This is a genomic window from Rhizobium sp. K33, from assembly GCF_056501445.1.
In genome coordinates this window covers 2,569,474-2,594,720 of record NZ_CP096478.1, presented here as the reverse complement: position 1 = coordinate 2,594,720, position 25,247 = coordinate 2,569,474, and the positions used below count along the sequence as shown (strand labels likewise).

General features: G+C 63.3%; 26 protein-coding genes. 17 read left to right on the top strand and 9 right to left on the bottom strand.

The window, feature by feature from the left end:
* Positions 1–4 precede the first annotated feature (4 nt).
* On the bottom strand, positions 5–313 hold the full coding sequence (locus M1E12_RS12740; protein WP_113458452.1) for a ribbon-helix-helix domain-containing protein: 309 nt from the start codon (positions 311–313) through the stop codon (positions 5–7).
* A gap of 233 nt (positions 314–546) precedes the next feature.
* On the opposite strand from M1E12_RS12740, the gene M1E12_RS12735 reads away from it, so the two are divergent.
* The 3 genes from M1E12_RS12735 (at position 547) to M1E12_RS12725 (ending at position 3,273) form a co-directional block, all read left to right on the top strand.
* A complete protein-coding gene (locus tag M1E12_RS12735) occupies positions 547–942 on the top strand; it encodes a VOC family protein (protein WP_479562050.1) in 396 nt (131 codons plus the stop codon).
* A gap of 128 nt (positions 943–1,070) precedes the next feature.
* Complete coding sequence (locus M1E12_RS12730) at positions 1,071–1,601, top strand: twin-arginine translocation signal domain-containing protein (protein ID WP_479562049.1); 531 nt, start codon at positions 1,071–1,073, stop codon at positions 1,599–1,601.
* 100 nt (positions 1,602–1,701) lie between these two features.
* A complete protein-coding gene (locus M1E12_RS12725) occupies positions 1,702–3,273 on the top strand; it encodes a GMC family oxidoreductase (RefSeq protein WP_479562048.1) in 1,572 nt (523 codons plus the stop codon).
* Between the two features lie 75 nt (positions 3,274–3,348).
* On the opposite strand, the gene M1E12_RS12720 is transcribed toward M1E12_RS12725, so the two are convergent.
* From M1E12_RS12720 to M1E12_RS12710, 3 genes are all read right to left on the bottom strand, one after another.
* The gene (locus M1E12_RS12720; protein ID WP_479562047.1) at positions 3,349–4,539 is read right to left on the bottom strand and encodes a ceramide glucosyltransferase; all 1,191 of its coding nucleotides are present in this window, start codon (positions 4,537–4,539) and stop codon (positions 3,349–3,351) included.
* Positions 4,540–4,621: 82 nt separating this feature from the next.
* Positions 4,622–5,221: a DedA family protein gene (locus M1E12_RS12715; protein WP_479562046.1), complete on the bottom strand. Its 600-nt coding sequence runs from the start codon at positions 5,219–5,221 to the stop codon at positions 4,622–4,624.
* On the bottom strand, positions 5,218–5,577 hold the full coding sequence (locus tag M1E12_RS12710) for a hypothetical protein (protein WP_136538224.1): 360 nt from the start codon (positions 5,575–5,577) through the stop codon (positions 5,218–5,220). Before M1E12_RS12710 ends, M1E12_RS12715 begins: the two co-directional genes overlap by 4 nt.
* Before the next feature lie 97 nt (positions 5,578–5,674).
* Here M1E12_RS12710 and ung point away from each other — a divergent pair, with 97 nt between their 5' ends.
* The 6 genes from ung (at position 5,675) to M1E12_RS12680 (ending at position 11,397) form a co-directional block, all read left to right on the top strand.
* Positions 5,675–6,367 (top strand): uracil-DNA glycosylase, encoded by a 693-nt coding sequence (gene ung, locus M1E12_RS12705; protein WP_136538225.1) that lies wholly within the window; start codon positions 5,675–5,677, stop codon positions 6,365–6,367.
* A gap of 154 nt (positions 6,368–6,521) precedes the next feature.
* Positions 6,522–7,796: an NAD(P)/FAD-dependent oxidoreductase gene (locus tag M1E12_RS12700; RefSeq protein ID WP_479564880.1), complete on the top strand. Its 1,275-nt coding sequence runs from the start codon at positions 6,522–6,524 to the stop codon at positions 7,794–7,796.
* A 111-nt stretch (positions 7,797–7,907) separates the two neighbouring features.
* Positions 7,908–9,335 (top strand): aldehyde dehydrogenase family protein, encoded by a 1,428-nt coding sequence (locus M1E12_RS12695; protein ID WP_479562045.1) that lies wholly within the window; start codon positions 7,908–7,910, stop codon positions 9,333–9,335.
* 262 nt (positions 9,336–9,597) lie between these two features.
* A complete protein-coding gene (locus M1E12_RS12690; RefSeq protein WP_310241646.1) occupies positions 9,598–9,996 on the top strand; it encodes a DUF1236 domain-containing protein in 399 nt (132 codons plus the stop codon).
* Positions 9,997–10,073: 77 nt separating this feature from the next.
* Positions 10,074–10,505 (top strand): hypothetical protein, encoded by a 432-nt coding sequence (locus tag M1E12_RS12685; protein ID WP_479562044.1) that lies wholly within the window; start codon positions 10,074–10,076, stop codon positions 10,503–10,505.
* Positions 10,506–10,605: 100 nt separating this feature from the next.
* The gene (locus M1E12_RS12680) at positions 10,606–11,397 is read left to right on the top strand and encodes a metallophosphoesterase (protein ID WP_479562043.1); all 792 of its coding nucleotides are present in this window, start codon (positions 10,606–10,608) and stop codon (positions 11,395–11,397) included.
* Positions 11,398–11,399: 2 nt separating this feature from the next.
* On the opposite strand, the gene M1E12_RS12675 is transcribed toward M1E12_RS12680, so the two are convergent.
* Positions 11,400–12,311 carry a DMT family transporter gene (locus M1E12_RS12675; protein ID WP_479562042.1) on the bottom strand — a complete coding sequence of 304 codons (912 nt, stop codon included), beginning with the start codon at positions 12,309–12,311 and terminating at the stop codon, positions 11,400–11,402.
* Positions 12,312–12,527: 216 nt separating this feature from the next.
* Here M1E12_RS12675 and M1E12_RS12670 point away from each other — a divergent pair, with 216 nt between their 5' ends.
* The 4 genes from M1E12_RS12670 (at position 12,528) to M1E12_RS12655 (ending at position 18,233) form a co-directional block, all read left to right on the top strand.
* Positions 12,528–13,826, top strand: a complete 1,299-nt coding sequence (locus tag M1E12_RS12670; protein WP_062281335.1) for an adenylosuccinate synthase — start codon at positions 12,528–12,530, stop codon at positions 13,824–13,826.
* 61 nt (positions 13,827–13,887) lie between these two features.
* Positions 13,888–16,362 carry a hypothetical protein gene (locus tag M1E12_RS12665; RefSeq protein WP_479562041.1) on the top strand — a complete coding sequence of 825 codons (2,475 nt, stop codon included), beginning with the start codon at positions 13,888–13,890 and terminating at the stop codon, positions 16,360–16,362.
* A gap of 147 nt (positions 16,363–16,509) precedes the next feature.
* A complete protein-coding gene (locus M1E12_RS12660; protein ID WP_479562040.1) occupies positions 16,510–17,454 on the top strand; it encodes an ABC transporter ATP-binding protein in 945 nt (314 codons plus the stop codon).
* Positions 17,451–18,233, top strand: a complete 783-nt coding sequence (locus tag M1E12_RS12655; RefSeq protein WP_479562039.1) for an ABC transporter permease — start codon at positions 17,451–17,453, stop codon at positions 18,231–18,233. Before M1E12_RS12660 ends, M1E12_RS12655 begins: the two co-directional genes overlap by 4 nt.
* 74 nt (positions 18,234–18,307) lie before the next feature.
* Here the strand turns inward: M1E12_RS12655 and rpoH are convergent, their stop codons facing one another.
* Entirely contained in the window at positions 18,308–19,210 is a 903-nt protein-coding gene (gene rpoH, locus M1E12_RS12650) for an RNA polymerase sigma factor RpoH (RefSeq protein ID WP_136538234.1), read from the bottom strand.
* Positions 19,211–19,399: 189 nt separating this feature from the next.
* Complete coding sequence (locus tag M1E12_RS12645) at positions 19,400–20,428, bottom strand: RluA family pseudouridine synthase (RefSeq protein ID WP_136538235.1); 1,029 nt, start codon at positions 20,426–20,428, stop codon at positions 19,400–19,402.
* A 172-nt stretch (positions 20,429–20,600) separates the two neighbouring features.
* Between M1E12_RS12645 and M1E12_RS12640 the strand changes: the two genes are divergently transcribed.
* Positions 20,601–20,993: a hypothetical protein gene (locus M1E12_RS12640; protein WP_479564879.1), complete on the top strand. Its 393-nt coding sequence runs from the start codon at positions 20,601–20,603 to the stop codon at positions 20,991–20,993.
* 7 nt (positions 20,994–21,000) lie between these two features.
* Complete coding sequence (locus tag M1E12_RS12635) at positions 21,001–21,834, top strand: TrmH family RNA methyltransferase (RefSeq protein ID WP_479562038.1); 834 nt, start codon at positions 21,001–21,003, stop codon at positions 21,832–21,834.
* 36 nt (positions 21,835–21,870) lie between these two features.
* On the opposite strand, the gene M1E12_RS12630 is transcribed toward M1E12_RS12635, so the two are convergent.
* Both M1E12_RS12630 and M1E12_RS12625 read right to left on the bottom strand, forming a co-directional pair.
* On the bottom strand, positions 21,871–23,016 hold the full coding sequence (locus tag M1E12_RS12630) for a coiled-coil domain-containing protein (RefSeq protein WP_310241658.1): 1,146 nt from the start codon (positions 23,014–23,016) through the stop codon (positions 21,871–21,873).
* Positions 23,017–23,201: 185 nt separating this feature from the next.
* Positions 23,202–23,789, bottom strand: coding sequence for a DUF1134 domain-containing protein (locus M1E12_RS12625; RefSeq protein WP_136538237.1), 588 nt, complete (start codon positions 23,787–23,789; stop codon positions 23,202–23,204).
* A gap of 190 nt (positions 23,790–23,979) precedes the next feature.
* Between M1E12_RS12625 and chpT the strand changes: the two genes are divergently transcribed.
* Positions 23,980–24,624 (top strand): histidine phosphotransferase ChpT, encoded by a 645-nt coding sequence (gene chpT / locus M1E12_RS12620; protein ID WP_113458434.1) that lies wholly within the window; start codon positions 23,980–23,982, stop codon positions 24,622–24,624.
* A 112-nt stretch (positions 24,625–24,736) separates the two neighbouring features.
* A complete protein-coding gene (locus M1E12_RS12615; protein ID WP_113458433.1) occupies positions 24,737–25,099 on the top strand; it encodes a response regulator in 363 nt (120 codons plus the stop codon).
* Positions 25,100–25,247: the final 148 nt, after the last annotated feature.

Genomic DNA, 25,247 nt, shown 5'->3' with positions numbered 1-25,247 from the left:
CTCATCACTCCGCAGCGATGATGTGGAACTCCTGCGGCTCGGTCGGGTTCTGCGCCTTGCTCATCAGGTAGATCAGACAGCTCGTCCTCAAGAGTGACGCAAAGTTCGAGACCGAGCCATTGATCTCGAGCGCCTCGTCGTAAAGCGTCGAGAGAAAGCGGGACGTCGAGAAATTCTGGCTGGCGGCGATCTCGTCGATCAGCACCCAGAAGGCGGCTTCGAGCTGGATGCTGGTGGAATGACCACCAATGCGAACGGAGCGGTTGACCGCGCGATAGCGGGCCGGGTCCTGTCCTGCGAAGACTTCACACATGGCATGCTCCTCCCTGATTTTCAGTTTTTTCGATTTCAAGTCTTTTGAGGCATTATGTTGCCAGCGGCTGTTCTGGTCAATTTCGCTCTTCGCTAAACTGCCTCGCTCTGTCGTGAAGAATGGGTCCGCCAGCGACGAAAAAAATCGGCTGCGGTAATGGGCTGCTACCAGCCTAGCGGCAAATCGCGACATCCTCCCGACATGACATCAGTCAGCATGCGAGGAGCAGCCCATTGGCCAAAATGATCCATTCGATGATCCGCGTTCTTGAGGAGGAGCGCTCGGTTACGTTCTACACCCAGGCTTTCGGCCTCGAAATCGCCGATCGTCTCGATTTCGAGACCTTCACGCTGATCTATCTCAGCAATCCTGAGAGCGAATTCGAGCTGGAACTGACCATCAACAAGGGGCGGGAGGATGCCTATGACCTCGGCAATGGCTATGGCCATCTTGCCGTCAGCGTCTTGGATCTCGACAGCGAGCATCAGCGACTGACGGGTCTTGGCATGACCCCGGGCAAGATCGTCGAATTCAACCGCGACGGTGCGCTGCTCGCGCGCTTCTTCTTCATCACAGATCCGGACGGCTACAAGATCGAGGTTCTGCAGCGCCACGGTCGGTTCAAGTGATGGTGAGGCCGGGAGCAAGGCGGTGCTCCCGGCCTCACTCGTTTCAAGCATGGCGGGCGCGGTCGCCGGGCCTGCCGAGAACAACGGCAAGATGCCGTTGCGCATCAATCTCATGGGAGGAGAATGACGTGGTTACGATACTCGACAAGACCGGCGGCATGTCGCGCCGGCAGCTTCTGAAGACGGGTGCGGCAAGTGCCGTGTTGATGGTCACGGGCACTGCCGTGATCTGTCCCGAACAGGCCTGGGGCCTGGAGGCGACCGCACTCAAACCCGACACGCTCGCGACGCTGATCAAGCTGGCGCGCGACATCTACCCGCATGACCAGCTCGCCGACCGCTTCTATGCCGCTGCGGTGAAAGGTCAGGACACGATGGCTGCCAAGGACGAGAAGCACAAGGCGCTGATTGAGGACGGTATCGCCGATCTCGACAAGCGGGCCGGTGCCGGCGGTTATCGCGGGCTCGGCTGGGAGGACGATCGCGTGGCGATCCTGCGCGACATCGAGACGACGCCCTTCTTCCAGGCGGTGCGCGGCGATCTCGTGGTCAGCCTCTATAACCAGAAGGAGATCTGGCCGATCTTCGGCTACGAGGGCGAGTCCTATTCCAAGGGCGGCTATATCGAGCGCGGGTTCAACGACATCACCTGGCTCTGAGCGACCCTTAAGACACGCATACATCGTCGCCGGAAGGAGGCCCATCGCGGATGGGAACGGCGGCGCTTACCCAAATTGACCGATTTCCCGGGAGGAAAACATGGCAGCGCCCTATGATCTCAACGACGACAGCGTGGTCGTCATCATCGGTTCCGGTGCAGGTGGCGGCACGCTCGCCAACGAGCTTGCCCAGAAGGGCATCGACGTGGTCGTGCTCGAAGCCGGTGCCCGCATCGAACACGAGGACTTCATCAACGACGAATGGGACAGTTTCGCCCAGCTCGCCTGGCTCGATCATCGCACGACCGGTGGCGGCTGGCGGGTGTCGAAGGACTTCCCGAACCTGCCCGCCTGGATCGTCAAGGCGGTCGGCGGCACCACCACCCACTGGGCCGGCGCCTCGCTGCGCTTCCAGGAGCACGAGTTCAAGACGCTGACCCATTACGGCAAAGTGGAAGGCGCCAATCTTCTCGACTGGCCGATCACGCTTGCCGATCTCGAGCCTTACTATGCCAAGGCCGAGGACAAGATGGGTGTCACCCGCACCAACGGTATCGAGGGGCTGCCCGGCAACAATAACTTCAAGATCCTGAAGGCCGGTGCCGACAAGCTGGGTTACAAGGACTGTCACACCGGCAATATGGCCATAAATTCGGCCGATCGCGACGACCGCATGAGCTGTCAGCAGACGGGCTTCTGCTTCCAGGGCTGCAAATGGGGTGCCAAGTGGTCGACGCTCTACACGGAAATCCCGAAGGGCGAGGCGACCGGTAAACTGGAAGTACGTCCGCAGTCTCATGTCATCAAGATCGAGCATGACGATACGGGCAAGGTGACTGCCGTCGTCTATGCCGACAAGGACGGCAATCTGCAGAGCCAGAAGGCACGCATCGTCTGCGTCGCCGGCAATTCGATCGAAAGCCCGCGGCTCTTGCTCAATTCAGCCTCGTCGAAGTACCCAGATGGTCTTGCCAACTCGTCCGGCCAGGTCGGCAAGAACTACATGCGTCACACGACGGGCTCGGTCTATGCCGTCTTCGACAAGCCGGTCCATTTCTACCGTGGCACGACCATGGCCGGCATCATCCGTGACGAAGCGCGGCATGATCCGTCGCGTGGCTTCGTCGGTGGCTACGAGCTGGAAACGCTGGCGCTCGGTCTGCCCTTCATGGCAGCGTTCCTTGACCCGGGCGGCTGGGGCCGGTCCTTCACCTCGGCGCTCGACAATTACGCCAACATGGCCGGTCTCTGGATCGTCGGCGAAGACATGCCGCAGGAGCAGAATGCCGTGAAGTTGCATGGCGAGCTCAAGGACAAATACGGCATGCCGATCCCGGATGTCTGGTTTACCGACCACCCGAATGACGAGGCAATGCGCAATCACGCCTACAAGCAGGGCATGGCTCTCTATGAAGCCGTCGGCGCCAACAGGGCCTTCCCGACGCCGCCTTATCCGTCGACCCACAACCTCGGCACCAACCGCATGAGCGAGAAGGCGCAGGACGGCGTCGTCAACAAGTGGGGCCAAACCCACGACATCAGCAATCTCTTTGTCTCAGACGGCAGCCAGTTCACCACGGGTGCCGCGGAAAATCCGACCCTGACGATCGTTTCTCTTGCGATCCGCCAGGCGGATTACATCGCCGAACAGATGGGCCAAGGCACGATCTGAGCGGTTTAGACTACCTCCCTCTTGCGGGCAGCGATCGCGACATGCGGTCCTGCCCGCTTTTTTCTCCGAGAAAGTCTAGTGGCTGCGCGCCGCAACCAGGGCCCGGGCCTTGTCGCGGGTCTTCACGACGGCCTTGCGAAGCCGCGCGGTGCGTCCGTTGTCATTGTCAGCCACTGTCATGGCATTGCCGCGCCATTCGAACCCGCTGCCGAACCAGGCGGCGACAAAGAGACCCGGCAAGAGCAGGTCACGGGTCACCATGGCGGGAAGGATGCGCCAGCCGGCCGGCCAGCCATAGGCGCGGGCGAGCAGAACTTCACCACCGTACCAGGCCGCGAGATAGGCGATGGGCGCGATCGGCGAGACGAAACCCGTCGCGGCCAGCGCGACCATCGCAGCACCGGGAAGGGCAGCACCCGTGAAGATCTCCGGCAGGAAATAGAGCGGGAAGGAGGCGCGGCGCAGGCGGGCCCAGCGCAGCTGGCGCTTCCACACGGCCAGCATGTTGCGCGAGCCGAGCGGCTGTGGGAAGGGCTCGTGGACGAGGCGGACCTTGAGGCCGCCATTGCGGATCAAGAGGGTGGCGGCCGCGTCTTCGGCCACTTCGTCGCCGAGACGCTCGAAGCCGCCGAGCTGTGTGATCAGTTGGCGGTTGAAGAGCATGGACTTGCCCTGGGCAAAGCCGAAGCCGACGGCATCGGCAAACAGCTGCCAGCGAGCCTGGAAGCTGTCGAGCCAGGCGCTCTCAAGGAAGGCGCCGAAATTCTCCGGTTCTGTGCCGGCCGGCGGCGAGCAGACGAGACCAGTCTGGTCATCCCAGCGGCCCATCATGCGCGCGATGTTGTCGGGTGGCATCAGGACATTGCTGTCCGTCATCACGATCCAATCATGGCGAGCGGAACGCCAGCCCTTGACGACATTGTTGAGCTTCGGATTGGCGCTGAACAGATCCTCGCCGACCAGCAGCCTCGAGGGAATGTCCGGATGCTCGGCCATCAGCCGGCGGGCGAGGGCTGCGGCCGGATCGTCTTCTCTCGCGACACAGAAGAGGATCTCGTAGCTCGGCCAGTCGAGGCGGAAAGAGGAGGCGAGGCAACGCTCGAGGTTGTTTTCCAGCCCGCAGATCGGCCGGATCAGGGTCACTGGCGGGCGCGGCATCACTGCCATGTCGCGCTTGCGGTGCCGCAGCTTCACGGAGAGAACAAAGGCAATGCTTGCGAGCTGGACGAGAAGCGCGAGCGCGGCAAACCAGATCAGAACAGTCATGGCGAGTCTCCGGATTTTTACCTCCGGATAACATTGCTCTGTGACAGTTCGGCGAAGCCCTGGCTGGGCGCGGCCGGGGCTCTTAGTCCTTTGCCCGTAGCGCCTGCAAGAGTTTGTATCCCAAGAAGGCTGCGACCGCGCCGGCGGCAAGGAAGCCGCTGATGCTGCCGCTGATTTCGGCGATTTCGGTCACGCTTTCGCTGAAGGTCGCGCCAAGGCCGGTATAGAGACCGACCCAGACGATTTCGCCGAGCATGCCGGCCATGGTGAAGCGCAGCCAGGAGAAGCCCGAGGCACCGGCCAGCAGGTTGAGATAAGGCCCCAGAGGTGAAAGGAGCCAGCGTGTGAGGAAGACGGCGCTATTGCCGCGGGCGTCCATTTCGCGCTGTGCCCGTTCCAGTGCCTTGCGGCGGTCGGGATTCCGCTCGACGATCGGAACCAGGCGCTGTCCGGCAAGGCGGCCGAGCATGTAACCCACCTGATCGCCTGCGATGGCCGAGGCCAGCGCCACCACGACGACGATCCAGAGCGTGAAGTCGCCCGCTGTCGCGAAGGCGCCCATGAGCATCATGACGATCGATGCCGGCAAAGGGGCGCCGAGGCAGCTGATGCCGACGACAAGGCCGAGAAGGGGAAGGCCGTAGGACGGCAGCGAGGCAAGCAGCGTCTCGGTCAAACTCATCTCGGCGGGCCCTGCCGCCGCAGGTCCATAATGGACGCCTCGATCTCGGCCTTGAAGGCTTCGAAAGTCACTCCACGATCCTCTGCGAGCCGCTCCAGGGAGGGGCGTGGGCCATCCTTGGGCGGGGGCGGGAGATCGAGATCGCGTGCCAGCTTCTCGACCGGGACATGCCAGGAATGGGCGACGTAGCCGATCGTCATCCAGGGCTCTGGCGGCAGGTCCTGGCGCGCCGGATCGGCCCAGTAGACCACGAAAAAGATCGTTCTCCCGGCGAAGAAGATGGCAAGCGCCATGGCCAGCACGAAGGCCGATGTCAGGATGCGGTGGCGTTGCCAGAGTCTGAGGAAGGGCTTCACGGTTCTCTTGTGTGCTCCGTTCGGCTTAAGGTTGACAGACCCGGTCGCGGGCCCTCTATCGTCGAGACCATGTAAGACAGAAGAGGGGTGAGCGGCAATGGCGGATGCGGGAGTAAAGCTCGAAGACAGCTGGAAGGCCGCACTGGGCAAGGAGTTCGCCAGCCCCTACATGGCCGCTCTCAAGGCCTTCCTGCAAAACGAAAAGGCGGCCGGCAAGACCATCTTCCCCAAAGGAGCGGAGTATTTCCGGGCGCTCGATCTGACGCCGCTCGATGAGGTGAAGGTCGTCATCCTCGGTCAGGATCCGTATCACGGGGCGGGCCAGGCCCACGGGCTTTGCTTCAGCGTCAGACCGGGCGTTCGCATCCCGCCATCGCTCGTCAATATCTACAAGGAACTGCAGAGCGATCTCGGCATCGCGCCGGCGCGGCACGGTTTCCTCGAACATTGGGCGCGCCAGGGTGTGCTCCTGCTGAACAGCGTTCTGACTGTCGAAGAATCCCGTGCGGCGTCCCATCAGGGCCAGGGCTGGGAGCAATTCACCGATGCCGTGATCCGGGCCGTCAACGAGGATTGCGAGCATGTCGTCTTCATGCTCTGGGGCTCCTATGCGCAGAAAAAGGCCGCCTTCGTCGACCGGTCCCGGCATCTTGTCTTGAAAGCGCCGCACCCGTCGCCGCTTTCGGCGCATAACGGTTTCTTCGGCAGCCGGCACTTCTCGCAGGCGAATGAATATCTCGTCGCGCAGGGCAGAAATGCGATTGATTGGCAATTGCCCGACACACCATGATTTGAACGCGCACAGTTCTTATCGCGATTTCCTTAAGTAAGGGATCCGTCATTCTACCTACGCGCCAAAATACATCCTGACGTTTATTGTCATGTATCTTCCGGCGCGTCAGATTGCGACCCAATTCATCGATCGCGTCTCGGGTCTCACCTTCATGCAGCGCCAATCCATGGTTTCGCCGGTCTGGCGGCGACCCTCCTCGTCGATCGTCTGTCGGTTCTTCGACGGTGATGTCGATCTTGTGGTGATCGGCGCGGGTTATCAGGGGCTTTCGACCGCGCTTCATGCCGTTCGGGCCGGGCTTTCGGTGCAGGTCATCGAAGCGGGCGAGATCGGCGCCGGCGCTTCCGGGTTGAACGGCGGGCAGGTCATCCCCGGGCTCAAGCAGGACCCGGAGACCTTGCTGGCCGTCTTCGGCGCGGATCTTGGCGAGCGGCTGACGAAGTTTTCGGCGGAGACAGCGGATGCCGTCTTCAACCTGATCGCAAGCGAGGGCCTCGACGTCGAGCATGCACGTACCGGCTGGGTCCAGGCGGCGCATACCGAGACGGCCATGGAAGCCGCCGTGCGGCGCAATCGGCAATGGCGGGCACAGGGGGCCGATGTGGCTTTGCTCAATCAGGCCGAGGTCGGGCTCCTGACCGGTGCGGATGGTTATCGCGGCGGTTTTCTCGATCGGCGGGCAGGGGTCGTCAATCCCCTGGCCCTGGTTCACGAGCTTGCGCGTCTCGCCACGGAAGCCGGTGCCGGGCTGGTGGTGAAGGATGGTGTTGCCTCGCTCCGGAAAGTAGGCGCTGGCTGGGAGGTCACGACCGCGAGCGGGCGTTCGATCAGGGCCAGAAAGGTCCTGGTCGCGACGAATGCCTATTCGGGCGCCCCTGTGCCGAAGCTTGCCGAGAGCCTCGTCTGGCTTCATTCCTTCCAAATCGCCACCGAACCGCTGCCGGCCGAACTGGACTTCATCCTTCCCGGGGGGCAGGCCGTCTCCGACAGCCGCCGGATCGTCGTCTACTATCGTCGCAGTCCTGATGGTCGCCTCGTGCTGGGTGGCCGCGGGCCGATGCGCGAGCCGCGCTCTACGGAGGATTGGGCACATCTGGAGCGGGCGCTGCACCGGCTCTTTCCCACGCTCGCCTCTCTTCGCATCGATCACCGCTGGTTCGGACGCGTCGCCATGACGCCGGATCATCTCCCGCATCTGCATGAGCCGGAGCCGGGGCTGGTCATGGTGGCCGGCTGTCAGGGGCGCGGTATCGGGCTGATGACGGCGCTCGGCGCACCGCTTGCGCGTTACCTCGCAGACGGTGATCAGGACGTGTTCCCCTTGCCGATCACACCGCTGCGGCGCATCCCCTTGCATCGCTTCAGACGCCTTGGTGTGGCGGGCCATATCGCCTGGTATCGATTGCTCGATGGCCTGGAACGCTGATCTCCCCATTCTGGTTGGGGAAAGGTGGTCTGTCGCCTCTTGCGTGCTTGCCGAGTTCAGGCGTGTGGCGAATAGTGCCGATCTCATTTCATCTTCTCCGCCGGAGCCAGTATGTCCAAGCATTTGAAGTTCTTCATCGACGGTGCATGGGTCGATCCGGTGGAGCCGGCGTTGCTCGATGTCATCGACCCGTCGACGGAAGAGCCCTTCACGACGATCTCGATCGGCAGCCGGGCGGATGTCGATCGCGCCGTCGCTGCGGCCAAGGCAGCCTTCGCCACCTTCTCCGTCACCGACCGCGCCGAGCGGCTTGCGCTGCTGGAACGGATCCTTGCGGTCTACAACGAACGCTTCGAGGACATTGCGCAGGCCGTCAGCCGCGAGATGGGCGCGCCACTGGCTTTTGCGCGGGACTCTCAGGCCTGGGCCGGCCGGGCGCATCTGGAGGCGACGATCGCCGCCTTCAAGAGTTTCGAGTTCTCCGAGCAGCGCGGGACGACGCGCATCGTCAAGGAGCCGATCGGCGTCTGCGCGCTGATTACCCCCTGGAACTGGCCGCTCAACCAGATCGTCTGCAAGGTCGCGCCGGCCATCGCCGCCGGCTGCACCGTAGTTCTGAAGCCTTCGGAGATCGCGCCGATCTCGGGTCTCATCTTTGCCGAGGTGATGGAAGCGGCGGGAACCCCTGATGGCGTGTTCAATCTCGTCAACGGGCGCGGTCCCGAGGTCGGGCAGGTGATGGCCGGCCATCCCGATGTCGACATGGTCTCCTTCACGGGCTCGACCCGGGCCGGCATCATCGTTGCCAAGACCGCGGCCGATACGGTCAAGCGCGTGGCACAGGAACTGGGCGGCAAGTCCGCCAATATCATCCTGCCGGATGCAGATTTCGAAACCGCGGTGCGCAAGGGTGTCGAAGGGTGTTTCGGCAATTCCGGTCAATCCTGCGATGCGCCGACCCGGATGCTGGTGCCGGCCGCCCGGCATGACGAAGCGCTGCACATTGCGCGTGAAGCCGCCGAAACCCACAAGGTCGGCGATCCCGGCGCCGAGGACACGGTGCTCGGCCCCGTGGTCAGCGACGTGCAGTATAACAAGATCCAGCGGTTGATCGAGTTGGGGATCGAGGAGGGGGCCCTGCTGGTCACCGGCGGTCCGGGCCGACCGGACGGGCTCAATCGCGGCTATTACGTGCGCCCGACGATCTTCGGTCATGTCACGCCGGACATGACCATCGCCCGCGAGGAAATCTTCGGGCCGGTCCTGTCGATCCTGTCCTACGAGACGGAAGAGGAGGCGATCTCCATCGCCAACGACACCGTCTACGGCCTGGCGGCCTATGTTCAGTCGCAAGACATCGATCACGCCCGGCGTGTCGCGGCACAGCTGCGCGCAGGCTCCGTCTATCTCAACTATCCCGACTGGGACACGTCCGCACCCTTCGGTGGCTACAAGCAGTCCGGCAATGGGCGCGAATATGCCGATTGGGGCATCCACGATTTTCTGGAGATCAAGGGCATCGTCGGCTGGGGCAGCTGAAGCTCAAACACCGACATGAAGTCACCAGATCACAGCTGATCTTTGGCGAGTTTCTCCTGGCATTTACCGGTTGCTGGCGCCGCTCGGCGTGCGCTTCCTTTTCTGCTACTTCCAGTATTGATTGCCCCAAATACTACGCCCCTGCCTAAATTCCGCCAATTTTTCCAAGGGCTTGCAGTAGAGGCTTCTGATCAGTTCGCGGAACAATTTCGCGTGATGGCCGTTCTTTCCGCCAATGGCAGTCAACGGAAAGGAAGAAGCCATGAATACGAAGATTATCGCTCTTGGAGCTGTAGTACTTGGTGTCGTCTCCACGCCCGTTCTGGCGCAGGAAAGCACTGTCACCGGTGCTGCCGGTGGTGCCGTGACCGGCGCGATCGTCGGTGGTCCGGTAGGTGCCGCAGTAGGCGGCGTGGTCGGTGCCATTGCTGGCACGGCCGTTGATCCGCCGCCGGCCCCGGTCGTCACCTATGTTCGCGAACAGCCGCTGCCGGCTCAGCCGATCGTCATCGAACAGCAGGTCGCCGTTGGCGAGCCCCTGCCGCAGCAGGTCGTTCTGACGCCGGTCCCAGAAAACCCGACCTATGCCTATGCCGTCGTCAACAATCAGCGCGTGATCGTTGACCCGAAGACCTACGTCGTCGTCGGCGTGGTGCAGTAACCACTGGCTTGATCCAATGATAAGGCCGGGCAGGTGACCTTCACGATGCTCGGCCTCCCAACCAGGAGGAATATCCCATGGACCAACGTCCTGATCCCCGCCTTGACCAGCGTCCCCATGTTACGCAGCAGACCGCCACCGGTGGCGGCGCAACCTGGGGCATCGCCATCCTGCTGATCGTCGTGATCGCAGCCGGCGCCTTCTTTGTCTTCGGCGGCAATGACGCCACCGATCCGGCAGCAACCACCACGACGGAAACGACGGAACCGGCGACGCCGCCGGCAACCACCACTCCGCCGGCTGACACCGCGACGCCGCCTGCCGCCGATCCGGCTGCCCCGCCGGCTGCAGATCCGGCCACGCCGCCGGCAACCGATACGGCTCCGGCCACGCCGCCGGCAACCGATACGGCTCCGGCAACCCCGCCTGCGACCGACCCGGCTCCGACAACTCCGCCGGCCGATAGCGGTACGGGTACCGGTACCCCGGCGCCGACCACGACCCCGTAACAGGTCGAACGACAAAACGAAGGCCAGCATCGCGAGGTGCTGGCCTTTTTTGTTGGCCTGCGCTTTTCTCTCTGCAGGAACGCGGCGTAAGGACACCTCCATGGGCGAAGGCTTTTCCGATACTCCCTCAAGCGGCCGGCCTCCGCGCCTTGCCCTAGAGCCGTCCCGCTATGTCCGTATCTATGCCGTCGGTGATGTGCATGGATGCCTCGATCAGCTGCTGGCACTCGAGGAGGTCATCCGAAAGGATGCGGAGACAGTCGAGGGGCCAAAGCTGATCGTCATGCTGGGTGACTACATGGATCGCGGACCGAAATCGGCGGCGGTGCTCTATCATCTGACTGCGTCGGCACCGGCCGGTTTCGATCGCATCTGCCTGCGCGGCAATCATGACGATGCCTTTCTCTCCTATCTGGATGGAGACCCTGCGGGAGACTGGTTCCTCGATCACGGCGGGATCGGCACTTTGTGCTCCTACGGCCTCGACTTGGACGAGAACGATGCGGCGGCGTGTGCATCCTACGGCGTGCGAGAAGCGGCGCGCGCGGCCATTCCCCAAAGCCATGTCGATTTCCTGCGCGGGCTGCCGGTGCTGCTGACGATCGGGGACGATGTCTTTGCCCATGCCGGGATTTGCCCGGGACGGCCACTTTCGGAGCAGACGGATGACGATCTGATGTGGATACGCCGCTCGTTCCTAGATCTTGGGCCGGGCCTTCCCGTCCGTGTCTTCCATGGGCACACGCCCATGCGCGAGGCCCATGTCGGTCCGGACCGGGTGAGCCTCGATACCCATTGCTATCGAAGCGGACGGCTGACCGCCGCCCGTTTGGCAGACGGCCATGTCGGGATTCTGTCTGTCGGCCCCGAGTTATCGCATCCTGAAGGATGAGATCAGGGCGTCGGCTTCGCCGCAGGTTTCTCCGCTGCCGGCTTCCCCCATTCGGCGATCGCGATGCCGCCCAGAACGAGGATCAACGCAATCACGTGGAAGACTTCCAGCTTCTCACCGAGAATGGTGATCGACAGCAGCGTGCCGAAGACGGGCACGAGGTTGATGAAGAGGCCGGCGCGGTTCGCGCCGATGCCTTCCACGCCCTTGATGTAGAGGATCTGCGAGATCAGGGAGGGGAAAAGCCCGGCATAAAGGACGATCAACCAGCCCTGCATGTCGGGCAGTATCAGTTCGCCGCGTCCTTGCTCCCAGTAGAGGAGCGGCAGACAGGTGACGGCTGCGGCGAGCGCCGGCACCGCCATCAGGCTCTTCCAGTGGACCGGCGGCTTCCAGCGCAGCGAGACCGTGTAGATCGCATAGGAAATGCCGGCAAACAGCATCAGCAGATCGCCATAGTTCAGTGTCAGGGTCAGAAGCGTCTGCAGGTCACCGTGAGATGCCGTGACCGCCGCGCCGACGAAGCTGATCAGGAAGCCGAGGATCTGGATGGCCGAGACGCGGATCCGGAACAGCAGGAAGTTGATGACGAAGATCAGGACCGGGATCGCGCCCTGTTCGATCGCGCCATTCACGGCGCTGGTATACTTGAGAGCCGTGTAGAGGAAGCCGTTGAAGGCGGCATACCCGACGGCGCCGTAGAAGATCAGGAGCTTCCAGTTTGCCTTGAGGACATCCCAGTCCTTGCGGATCTGCGGGATCGAGATCGAAGCGATGATCAGGGTCGCGAGCGCCCAGCGACCGAAGCTCAGGACCATCGGGCTGACATGGCCGACCGCCAGCTTGCCGGCGATGGTATTGCCGCCCCAGAGGAGGGTGGTGATGACGAGAAAGGTATAGGCGCGAATGGGCAAAGCTTACTCTTCCCTGCATGCTGGCGCCGGCGCCCAAACCCTTGTCCCCCCGGTTCGGTGCAGCGCGAATTGCCTCCGAAATAGGCGAGGGGTCATGCTTTGTCACGCAAAAAGCCAAATCGCCCGTCAATACGGGTCGATTTCCCAAAAACAACACAGTATAGATGCGCGGGTTTGGGTAGGGCGCAGACGCTGCGCGATATACAGGATTATGTGATGACGAATGTCGTGGTGATTGGTTCGCAATGGGGTGACGAGGGCAAGGGCAAGATTGTCGACTGGCTCTCCGAACGTGCGGACATCGTGGTCCGCTTCCAGGGTGGACACAATGCCGGCCATACGCTCGTCATCGACGGCGTTTCCTATAAATTGTCGCTGCTTCCGTCGGGCGTCGTGCGTCCCGGCAAGAAGGCCGTGATCGGCAATGGCGTGGTCGTCGACCCGCACGCGCTGATCGCCGAAATCGGCCGTCTGAAGGACCAGGGCGTGTCGGTCACGCCGGACAATCTGCGCATTGCCGAGAACGCCACGCTGATTCTCTCGCTGCACCGCGAACTCGACGGCATGCGCGAAGATGCAGCCTCCAACAGCGGCACGAAGATCGGCACGACTCGCCGCGGCATTGGCCCGGCTTATGAAGACAAGGTCGGTCGTCGCGCGATCCGCGTGATGGATCTCGCTGATCTCGATGCGCTGGAAGGCAAGGTCGAGCGTATCCTGACCCATCACAACGCGCTGCGTCGCGGCTTCGGCGTTGCCGAAATCGAACACAAGACGATCATGGAAGAGCTGACCTCGATCGCCGATCGCGTGCTGCCTTTCATGGATTCGGTCTGGGTGCTCCTGGACAAGGAGCGCCGCAAGGGCTCGCGCATCTTGTTCGAAGGCGCGCAGGGGTCGCTGCTCGACATCGACCACGGCACCTATCCCTTCGTGACCTCGTCGAACACGGTCGCCGGTCAGGCCGCTGCCGGTTCCGGCATGGGTCCGGGCTCGCTCGGCTATATCCTGGGGATCACCAAGGCCTACACGACCCGCGTCGGCGAAGGCCCGTTCCCGACCGAGCTGCATGACGAGATCGGCCAGTTCCTCGGCGAGAAGGGCCATGAGTTCGGCACAGTGACGGGCCGCAAGCGCCGCTGCGGCTGGTTTGACGCGGCGCTGGTGCGCCAGTCGGTCGCCACCAATGGAATAACTGGCATTGCGCTCACCAAACTCGACGTGCTCGACGGCCTCGAAGAGCTGAAGATTTGCGTCGGCTACAAGCTGGATGGCCAGGAAATCGACTACCTGCCGGCAGCACAAGCCGCCCAGGCCCGCGTCGAGCCGATCTACATCACGCTCGAAGGCTGGAAGGAATCGACTGTTGGCGCCCGCAAATGGGCGGATTTGCCGGCTCAGGCGATCAAATACGTGCGTCAGGTGGAAGAGCTGATCGGTGCGCCGGTCGCCCTCCTGTCGACAAGTCCCGAACGCGACGACACAATACTTGTGACGGACCCCTTCGAGGATTAATCTCACAATTTAATCAAGTTATGCCGGCTCTCATCGGGCCGGCACCTTAGAGAAAGTGCTGATGGCTGACTTTATCGCAGTGATTCGACGGGCCGTAGACGGGCTCTCGAACAATACTCCGGAGATGCGCGCGCGGGTCTATGAAAAGGCTCGCGCCGCTGTCGTTCGGCAGCTCGAGAACATGTCACCGCGCCCGCCCGAGCACATGCTTCAGCGCCAGCTGGACAAGCTCGATCAGGCCATTCGGGAAGTCGAGGCAGAGCATGCCGAGGCGCTACCGCCGCTGGATGATGCGCCTTCTGCCGCCGTCCCGGCAGCTGCTGCGACGGCAGCTGTCGCCGCCGATGCCGCGCCGGCCTGGGCGGAGCCTAACGCTTCGCAGGAGCCCGAAGCCGAACCCGCTCCGGTCGAAAAGGAACCCGTTGCCGAGACTGCTCAATATGAAGAGCCGGTCGAGGCACAGCCGGTCGTGACCGGTGACGACTGGGCCGATGCTCATATGGCGGAGGCCGCTCCGGCAGAAACCCCGTCGGCCGAGGTTTATGTGGACGAGCCCGCTCCGCAGGACGATCCGGTCGTTGATCAGCCTGTCGAGCCTGAGCCGGAGGTCTCGAGCGAGCCTGTGGTTGAGCATGGCACGTCCTGGCAGAGCGAACCGGCTTTCGGCCATGTCGCTGCGGAAGACGATTACGCCGGCCTCTACGACAGCCGCGAAGAGCCTGCTGTCGCGGACGAGGTGCATGCCGACGAGCGGCCGGAAGACGCGGATGTCCATCCCGAGCCGGTGACGTTCGACGATCAGCCGACGGCTGAAGAGACCTGGTCGCAGGCGGACGAGCCGGAGCAGGTGACGCCCGCCTGGGATATCGTGCCGCAGGCTGAAGCTACGCCTTTCGCATCGGAGCCTCTTGCTGCCGAAGCACCGCAGGTCGAAGCCCATCTCGAACCCGAAGCACCGGCGCTCGGCCTGCGTGTCGATTCCGTCGAGGATTGGCTGCAGAGCCGCGCTCAGGACCCGGCACCGGCCATTCCGGCGGCCTCCTGGGATCTGCCGGTTGTCAGCGAGACGGCTGCGAACCGGGTGCCGGAACTGCCGGAAATCGAACCCGGCCCGGCGGCGGTGTCCTATACGCCGACCGACGAGTTTCCTGCCTATGAAGAGCCGGTGCATGTCGAAGCCGGCCGCGACTATATCGCCCCGGAAGGCCTGCAGTTGCCCGAGGCAGATCCGCTTGTCGTGGAGAAGCTTTCGACCACACCAGCGGCCGCGACCGTCGACCCCGACGACTTCAGTCAGTGGTTCCAGGACCATGCCGACGAGGGCAGGGCGCCGCGTGACGCCGATGCCGCATTGGCATCGGGTGCCACCCCCGCCGCGACCGAGTGGGACGAGCATATCGACAGCTTCGCGCCGAGCGCCAAGGGTGCCCAGGTCGATCTGGGCGGCCAGGCTGACGGCATGGAAGCCCTGGTCGGCGGTTATGGACAGCAGCCGGCCTATCGGCTGGAGCCGAAAAAGCGCCGCAACTTCGCGCCGATGATCATCGGTGCGCTGGTGCTCGTGCTGCTCGCTGGTGGCGGGTATCTGGCATGGAGCATGCGCGATGACATCGGCAGCATGGTCGCCAATCTGACCGGTGAGGTTGCGCCTGCCGAAGAGACGGCGGAGGCTCCGGCGACCACTCCGGCGGAAACTGAGGCGCCTGCGGAAACCCCGGCGGCCACCGAGACCGCTGCCGCACCGGCCGAAGAGCCGCAGGAAGGCCAGAAGTTCACCCAGCGTCTGCGTGCTGATGGCACCGAGGTGGATGAAGGTGCGGGCAGTGCGCCTGCGACTGGCGCACCTGCCGAAGGCCGTTCGGTCTCGGCACAGACCGTTGCATCGACCGTCGAACCGACGGATGCGCCGGCCGCCGCAAACGGCGCGGCCGCGACCCAGACGCCGGGGACCGCTGCCAATACGGCGCCTGTTGCCGGTGGCGAAAAGCTGTTCCTCTATGAGGAGCGCATCGGTCAGGCAACGCCTGTCGCCGTGCCCGGCTCGATTACCTGGACCGCCGTGCGCGAGAATGGTCCGGACGGCCGTCCCGACCCGCAGATCCAGGGCCGCATCACGGTTCCGGAGCGGGGCATCTCGGCGCTTCTGACCTTCAAGCGCAACACCGACAACTCGCTGCCGGCAAGCCATATCATCGAGGTGGTCTTCTCGGTTCCGCCGGATTTCGAAGGCGGTGCGATCGAGAACCTGCAGCGGATCGCCATGAAGCGCACCGAGCAGGACCGCGGCGACCCGCTGGTTGCCGTAACTGCCAAGGTCACCGACGACACCTATCTGGTGGCGCTCAACGACTTCGAGGACGTGGTGAAGCGCAATCTAGAGCTTCTTTCGACCCGTGGCTGGATCGACATTCCGGTCACCTATCGCAATGGCCGCCGTGCGCTGATCACGCTGGACAAGGGCACGACGGGCGGAAATGTCTTCGAGCAGGTCCTGCGCGAATGGGCGGCGCTGTCGCCTGCCGCGCCTGCGAACTGAGGCGCGCCTGTCTGTCACTTAAGCAATCCGCCGGAAGATCTCCGGCGGATTTTTCTTTTCACGGGGGACGATCAAAGATCGGGATAGACGGCTCCAAGCGGCCGATCTGCAACCGACTGATTGATCCGTCAGGAGCAGGGAGACCGCATGTCGCTACAGGCGCAAAATGTTGTCAGACACCATGGTGACGATCAGGGCAGTGAGCCTGCCATTGCCTTCTTGTCCGTCAGCAAGGCTTTCGGGCGCGGTGGCGGCGTTGTGCAGGCGCTCGACGGCTTGAGCCTCTCGATCCCGCGCGGTGTCGTCTATGGCCTGCTTGGGCCGAATGGGGCGGGCAAGAGCACGCTGCTGCGCATCCTGGCAGGTTTGCTGCGGCCTGATCAGGGCGAGGTCCAGATCTTCGGCGAGAGCGCAGGGCCCCGGCAGAGGGCTCGTCTGGGCATGCTGATCGAGTCGCCCAGCTTCTATCCGTTTCTCTCTGCACGCGAGCATCTGCAGATGCTGGCACGCGCGCGCAGAACGCTGTCCCTGGTCGAGCCGGTGCTGCAACGGATCGGGCTTCAGGCGGCAGCCGACAAGGCGGTCTCGGGTTATTCGCTCGGCATGAAGCAGCGTCTCGGGATCGGTTGCGCGCTGATCGGCCAGCCGGAGGCAATCGTGCTGGACGAGCCGACCAATGGGCTTGACCCCGATGGCATCCTCGAAATGCGGGCGCTTATCCACGACCTCGCCCATCGCGATGGCCTGACGGTGCTGCTCTCCAGCCATTTGCTGGATGAGGTGGAGCGGGTCTGCGACCGGGTCGCCATTCTCCAGCGCGGTGTCCTTGTCGCCGAAGGGGCAGTCGCCGATCTGCTCGATAGGGACGGGCGCTTCTGGCTGAAGGTCGAGGCTCCGGAAGTGCTGCTGGCGCGGCTTGGCGACAAGGCCGAGGCTGGCGATGACGGCGTCTATGTGCGGATTGAGCGGGCAGAGGTGCCTGATCTCATCCAGTCCCTCGCGCAGGCTGGTGTGCGGATCCACGAGGCCAAGTGGATCAAGCCGGATCTCGAAACCGTCTTCCTGTCCGAAACACGGGAGGCGCGCCGATGAGATCGCTGTTTTCCGCCGAGATGCTGAAGCTGATGCGTCAGCCCGGGATCCTTTTCTGGGGCTTCCTGTCCGTGCCGCTCGCGGCGCTCGTGGTGAAGCTCGTCATTGCGGGCTTCGTCTATCTGCGGCTCGGACGGCAGTCCGGCGACATCGACCTGTTCCTGTCGGCGGCGAAGAGCCTCAGCGTCTCCGGCAACTCGCTCGGACATCTCCTGTTTGCGCTGGGTGTCGCGACGGTGTTCTTCCTGGAATATCGCTATGCCACCTGGAGGCTGCTGGTGCCGCGCTTTGCGCGCGTGCATCTCTTCGCCGCCAAGCTGCTCGTCTGCCTCTTCTGTCTGGCTCTCGCGCTTCTGGTTGCCGCAATCGGCGACATGGTGCTCAATCTGCTCTTCGCGATCCTGCAGGGGCAGGCAGTCGATCTCAGCGTCTCTTCGCTCTCTTCTCTGGTTGTCGCCTTCGGCATTGCATTCTTGGAGCTCGGTGTCCTCTGCGCGCTGGTTGCGCTGCTCGTGGTGGCGTTCCGCTCGATGATCGGCGCCGTGATCGCGGCTTTCATGCTCGCCATCGGCTCGACGGTGCTGCAGCTCTATCTGGGGACGGATGCCGATCGCTTGCCTCTGCCGAGCTATGCCGCCCAGTGGCTTCGCGACTGGCTGCTGGCAGGCGGTGCGCCGGCTGCCGCGCTGTTCGGCTTTGTCGCGCTTGTGGGATGGTTCGCAGTCCTGACCGGGCTTGGGCTCACGCTCTTTTCCCGGCAGCAGCTTGCGACGGAATAGCGGCTTGTTCGACACGAAAAAGCCGCCCGGTTGCCCGGGCGGCTTGAATAGGTGTTTCCGAATTTGAGAGCCGGTCAGGCCTCCACGACGCGCAGAGCCTTGGCGCGCTCCAGCGCATCCTTCTGGACCGCTTCCTGCACCTTCTCAAAGGCGCGGACTTCGATCTGACGGACGCGTTCGCGGCTGATATCGAACTCGGAGGACAGCTCCTCCAGCGTCACCGGGTCTTCTGCCAGGCGGCGGGCTTCGAAGATCCGGCGCTCGCGCTCGTTCAGCACGCTCATGGCGCGCTTCAGCATGCTGCGGCGGGTTTCCAGCTCATCCTGCTCGATCAGCACGTCTTCCTGGCTGTCGTGATCGTCGACGAGCCAATCCTGCCACTGGCCGCTCTCGCCTTCGGAGGCGCGCAGCGGCGCATTCAGCGACGCGTCGCCGGAGAGGCGGCGGTTCATCGAGATGACCTCCTCCTCCGAAACGTTCAGCTTGGTGGCAATCTCCGTGACTTGGTCGGGCTTCAGATCGCCTTCTTCGATCGCCTGGATCTTGCCCTTGAGGCGACGCAGGTTGAAGAAAAGGCGCTTCTGGTTGGCGGTTGTGCCCATCTTCACCAGCGACCACGAGCGCAGGATATATTCCTGGATCGAGGCCTTGATCCACCACATGGCATAGGTGGCGAGGCGGAAGCCGCGCTCGGGGTCGAATTTCTTCACGGCCTGCATGAGGCCGACATTGCCTTCCGAAACGACTTCGCCGATCGGCAGGCCGTAGCCGCGGTAACCCATGGCGATCTTCGCCACGAGGCGCAGGTGGCTGGTTACGAGGCGGTGAGCGGCGTCGCGGTCACCATGCTCGGCATAACGCTTCGCGAGCATGTATTCTTCCTGCGGCTCCAGCATCGGGAACTTGCGGATTTCGTCGAGATAACGATTGAGGCCGGCTTCACCGGCAGTGATGGTCGGCAGCGTATTGCGGGCCATAAAGCACCCCCTTTTCCTTCGGGGCTCCCTAAATTGACGGCGAGCCCGATCTCCGTGGATCTCAACCCCACGGAAATCCATATGACAGATAAGTATGGCAAAACGGCGATACAAGATTTGCGTTCCGTCACGAGAGCGTGACGGACTGTCAACCGATCATGGAACGGTCGGTGATCGACTTCCAGTCTCTCACATCGCCTTCAGGGCGTCGATAACCTTCTGAAGATCCGCCGGGATCGGCGCTTCAAATCGCATGGTCTCACCCGTCGTCGGATGCTCGAAGGCGAGCAGATAGGCGTGCAGCGCCTGGCGGTGGAACTTGTTCACCGCGCGCTTGGCCTCGTCTGGCAGGAGATTGGCCTTGGTCTTGAACGCCGCGCCATATTCCTGGTCTCCCACCAGCGGATTGCCGATATGGGCCATGTGGACGCGGATCTGGTGCGTGCGGCCGGTCTCCAGACGGCACTCGACCAGCGAGGCGAGGCAGGTGGCGTCCGGCTTCTCGCCATAGCGCTCGAGCACCGTGTAATGCGTGATCGCTTCGCGGGCGTCATCGGTGTCCTCGCGCTTCACCGTGCGCTTGGTGCGGTCGGCACCGGAACGGCCAAGGGCTGCGTCGATCGTGCCGGCCAGCGTGCGCGGGCGGCCCCAGACGACGGCGCGGTAGGCGCGCTCCAGCGGACCCGTGCGGCCATGGTCGGCGAACTGGTCGGCGAGGTGGCGGTGGGCGATGTCGTTCTTGGCGACGACCATGACGCCGGACGTGTCCTTGTCGAGGCGGTGGACGATGCCCGGGCGCTTAACGCCGCCGATGCCCGACAGGCTGTCGCCGCAGTGATAGATCAGTGCGTTGACCAGCGTGCCATGCCAATTGCCGGCGCCCGGATGGACGACGAGGCCTGGCGGCTTGGCAATGACGATCAGGTCCTTGTCCTCGTAGAGCACGTCGAGCGGGATGTTCTCGCCCTTCGGCTGCGGGTCTTCCGGCTCGGGCAGATCGATGATGACGCTGTCGCCGGGCTTCACCTTGCGGTTCGGACTGTCGAGGAGCGTGCCATTCAACTGCACTGCGCCCTGCTCGATCAGCGCCTTCACCCGATTGCGGGAAAACTCGGCCCCAAGCGCTGCCGTAAGCCAGGCATCGATGCGGCCCCCCGCATCGTCCTCGGCAATCAGCTCTTTCCTTGATGCGGCGGCTTCGTTAAAGGGGTCGGTCATCATGTCATCCCGTCTTACGGCGGCCGGGGCTTTGGCCTTTGTCGCTGCCATTTGGCACAGACCGGGGGCTTCGACAATCGACAGCCGGCGAGCCCGGCGATTTTCTCCGGTCCGTTCGCCCCGGTGGAAGCGTCGAGTGTAGCGCGAACACAAGTGAGAAATGACTGCAGCCATGACGCATATCGACGACGAGAACCAGGAAGACAAGCCGCTTGATCCCGTCATGGAAGGCGTTCGGCGCAAGATGGTCAAGCTGCAGCTGATCTCCGGCGGGATCATGGCGGCCCTCTTCCTCGCGGTGCTGGTGTCGATCTTCTATAAGCTGACACGCGATGAAGGCGGCGCCCAGCCGGTGGCCACGGCTGCGCAGCCGTTTGCGGTTCCCTCCGACCAGCCGCTTAGCCTCACGGCCAATCTGCCGGCCGGCTTCCGCGTGGTGCAGACTTCGCTGTCGGGAAGCCAGATGCTGATCTATGGCGAAACCGCCACCGGCGAGCGCAAGGCCTTCGTCTTTGATCTCGGGCTCGGCCGCATCATCGCCGACGTCACGCTTGCCGGCGACTGAGGCGGCCATGGAGGCGGGACGCCCTATCGAGATCACCGATCCCGGCGACATCAGGATCGCCGAGTTCACCTCGATCCGCGAGCGCGATCTGACGGGCCGCCAGGGGCAGTTCATCGCCGAGGGGACGGTGGTCCTCTCGATGCTGGCCAAGGCGCATGGCGGTTCTGGTCCGGTGCGGGCCGAGAAGCTCTTGCTGCTGAAGAACCGGGTCGCAGGCCTGTCGGACGTCATCGATCAGTTTCCGGCGGATGTGCCGGTCTATGTTGCCGAGACTGCGGTGCTGGATGCGATCGCGGGCTTTCACCTGCATCGCGGCGTGCTGGCGGTCGGCAGCCGCGCTGCACCGCCCGATCTTGCCAGCCTGGTCTCTCAACTGCCTGACAGTGCGCTCGTGCTGGTCGGCTGCGGGATTTCGAACCACGACAATATCGGCGCTTTGTTCCGCAATGCAGCCGGCTTCACGGCTGATGCCGTGCTGCTCGACGAGACCTGTTGCGACCCGCTCTATCGCAAGGCGCTGCGCGTGTCTGTCGGTTCCGTGCTCGCCGTCCCCTATGCGCGGCAGGAGAGTGCAGAGACGGTTCTCGGCACGCTTGCCGAGGCCGGCTTCGAGATCTGGGCGCTGTCGCCTTCCGGAGCGGTGGAGATCGGTGGGATCAAGTCCGGCCGCCGCGTGGCGCTGGTGATGGGCACGGAGGGGGAGGGGCTGCCAGCGGCAATCCTCGAACGGTTTCATTCCGCGCGGATTGCGCAGGCGCCCGGGCTCGACAGCCTCAATGTCGGCACGGCGAGCGGGATCGCGCTCTATGCGATCGCACGCGCCATGGGGCGGCTCGGCTGAGGCTTCGCCCGCCTTCTCACCAATAATGGAGATCGATTACTCGGCCGGCGTCGCCAGACCCGTGTTGCGACCGATGGAGGGATCCATGGCCAGGACACGGTCGACCAGGCTCTTCTGCTTGTCGCCGGTCTTCTGTTGCGGACCGATGAGATCCGAAATCACGGACTGCTCACCCTCGCGCGCCGCGGTCAGCACGATCATCTTTGCGGCGATATCCCCCAGTTCCTCGCGCAGCGCATCATCTTCGGTCGAAGCCTTGGCCTTCAGCAGGCGTTCCGTCAGGACCGTCTGGCTGCGACGGATGTCGTTCTCGAGCACTGCGGGGTCGGATGCGAGGTTGGAATTGGCGATCTCGTCTTCGGCCATGGGGAGCTCTTTCGTCTCGGGCAGGGCGATGCCAGCCTCCCTGAGGGCGCGCTGGGCCGTGCGCAGCTGAGCGTTCACGGTTTTGAGTTTCGCCCGCAGATCGGTCAGTTCACGGGTCCGTCGCTCCGCAAGCGAGCTTGCATCGGCGCGCTCGGCGGCGTCTCGGGCCAGAATGTCTTCGAGCCGCAGAACCTTGTGTTCTTCCTGGGTGAGGCGAAGTTCGGCGTCCTTGGCGCGCTTGCCGAGCAGCTTGCTTTCGCGCCGCAGTTCTTCGCGTTCGTCGCGCATGCCCTGGATGCGGGTCTTCAGCGTGTCAATCTCGGTGTCGCGGCTCATCGCCTCGATACGCATGGTATCGATGTCGCTGAGCAGGCGGGCGATCCGGTGGGCGCGGTCTTCCAGTTCGACATCCTTGGCAGCGGAGGCAATCTCGACGCGCTTCAAGGTCTCACGGATGGCGCTGATCTCGACATCGCCACGGCGAAGCCGCGAGCGAAGATCGGCCGCTTCTGTGCTCATCTCCTCGATCTGAACCTTGAGATCCTTGTTGTCGGCCAGGAGCCGTGCAGCCTCTCCGCTGAGCGTCTCGTTCTTCAGCTTCAAAGCGATCGACTGCTCGCGCTCGCGGGTCAGTTCGTGCTGGGTGCGGGCATTTTCCGCGGCATAGAGCGCGCGCACCATGTCCTTCTGGGCGCGGATTTCCTGCGGGCTGAGCGGCATGGTCGCCTTCAGGCGGTTTTCCGTGTAGTGCACGACACGCTGATGCACCGCCGGGGCGACGAGCATCACCAGCAGCGCTGCCGCCATAAATCCCATTGCGAAAATCAGGGCATATTCAATCACGGTCGCGCCACAGCAGTCTGAGAGAATTAGCAGTTAGTTAAGCATGCCGGCCGCCACCCGGCAAGCAAAACGGCTAGCGGTGCGGCGTCCTTCGACGAATATGGCTAACGACACACCAGATCGAGCTTGCGTGAGCCTGAGCGGCGCAACTTGCCAGCTCAGAAAGGGTTCCAGGTGGGTGCGCGGGTCAGCTTGAGGTAACCGACATTGACGCCGAGGCGGGCGCCGACGCCGGTGCGAATCGGAACGAGGATCACGTCGCGGCTCTTCAGGACCGTCATGCCGACGCCGGCGACGATATAGGCCGAGCCGCTGACGCCGCCATAGCGCGCATAGAGCGTGTCGACGTCGGGCAGGTCATAGACCAGCATCATCGCGCGGGTGCCGTTGCCGCCGTAATCGATGCCGAGGGACGGGCCCTGCCAGAAGACGTCATGCTGGCCGACATTCTTCGTGTAGAGCGTGCCTTCGCCGTAGGTCAGGCCGGCGATCAGGGCGCCCGAGCCTTCCTGGCCGAGGATATAGCCGTTCGGCAGGCCATATTGTTCGAAGGCCTGTTCGATCACCTTTGCCAAGGCGCCGCTGGTTTCGCCGAAGAAGCCGTGACCGGCATCGACCACTTCCTGGATCGAATATTCGCCGGCGGCTTCGGCAGGGCGCTGCGCGACTGCGATGCTGATCAGTGCCAGAACGGCCAGGGCCATTGCCTTGAACGACAGCGGGGAGCGGTGGGGCAGGTGATGCATGGTGCCTCCTGAATGCGACGCCGATGGATTCGGCATCTTCCTTGGGGGTAATTAAACCTAGCGAGCGTCGTCTTAATAATCGGTTTACCAAATATGGTGTCATTATGGCCGAACGGCATCCGACCAAGTCGCGGCCTGCGGACCTGCGTCCGCCTGTTGCGCTGAGGGTCCACATCTTCTGGAGACGACCATGGCGAAGAACCCCAACCTCACGCTGGCAGGTCCCGACCTTGCGGCGCTGCTGTGCAGCCGCGTCTGCCACGACGTCATCTCGCCTGTCGGCGCGATCAACAACGGCCTCGAACTGCTCGACGAGGGCGGTGCCGATGCCGATGCGATGGATCTGATCCGCACCAGTGCGCTCAATGCCTCCGTCCGCCTCAAGTTCGCGCGCCTTGCTTTCGGTGCCTCGGGCTCCGTTGGCGCATCGATCGACACGGGCGAGGCCGAGAAGGCCGCGAAGGATTTCGCGCTTGCCGAAAAGAAGACCGAGGTCACCTGGAGCGGTCCGCGCGCGATCATTGCCAAGAACCGCGTGAAGCTGCTGCTCAACCTCTTCCTGGTCGCCTATGGCGCCATTCCGCGCGGCGGCTCGCTCGACATCTCGCTCGAGAACCCTGAGACCGACGCGAAGTTCAAAATCGTTGCCAAGGGCCGCATGCTGCGCGTGCCGCCGAAGTATCAGGAAATCCTGTCCGGCCAGCTCGAGGAAGCAGTCGATGCGCATTCCATCCAGCCCTATTACACGGTGCTGCTGGCAGACGAGTGCGGCATGGAGCTGAAATGCGTTCCGAGCGAAGGCGAGATCGCCTTCACCGCCGAAGTGGTCGCCTGAGCCGTCCCAAACTGGGACGGTGAGGTGATACAACCGGTAACTTTTCCTTAGTCGCGGCCCGGTATGGTGTCGGATACAATTGAAATCCCCGTCACGGGGAGGGGAGTTGACCATGAAGCGCTTGATGATCGCAGACGGCTCGGACATCGTTCGCAAGGTCGGCAAGAAGATCCTTTCGGAGCTTGGTTACCAGATCTCCGAGGCCGCTTCCGGCCGTGAGGCGCTGACGCGCTGTGAACGTGAGCTTCCCGACGTGATGATTGTCGATGCCGGCATGGCCGACGCGCTGGACCTCATCTCGAATGTGCGGGCGCTACCCGAGGGCAAGGCCGTCAAGATCTACTACTGCGTGGTCGAGGCGGAGCTGAAGGTGATGATGGCCGGCAAGCGGGCCGGAGCCAACGACTTCCTGCTCAAGCCTTTCGATCGCGAGATCCTGACCAAGACCTTTGGCGACAAGGCGATCGCCGCCTGATTTCACAGTCCTGATCGATCTGCAAAAGGCGGCACTGAATGTGTCGCCTTTTTTCGTCTGCGCTTTGCCGGATCTGCTGCCTGAACGGGAACCCCAGAAAGCAAGAAGCCCGCGTCCAGGACGCGGGCCTCTTGATCAGGAAAGGGAA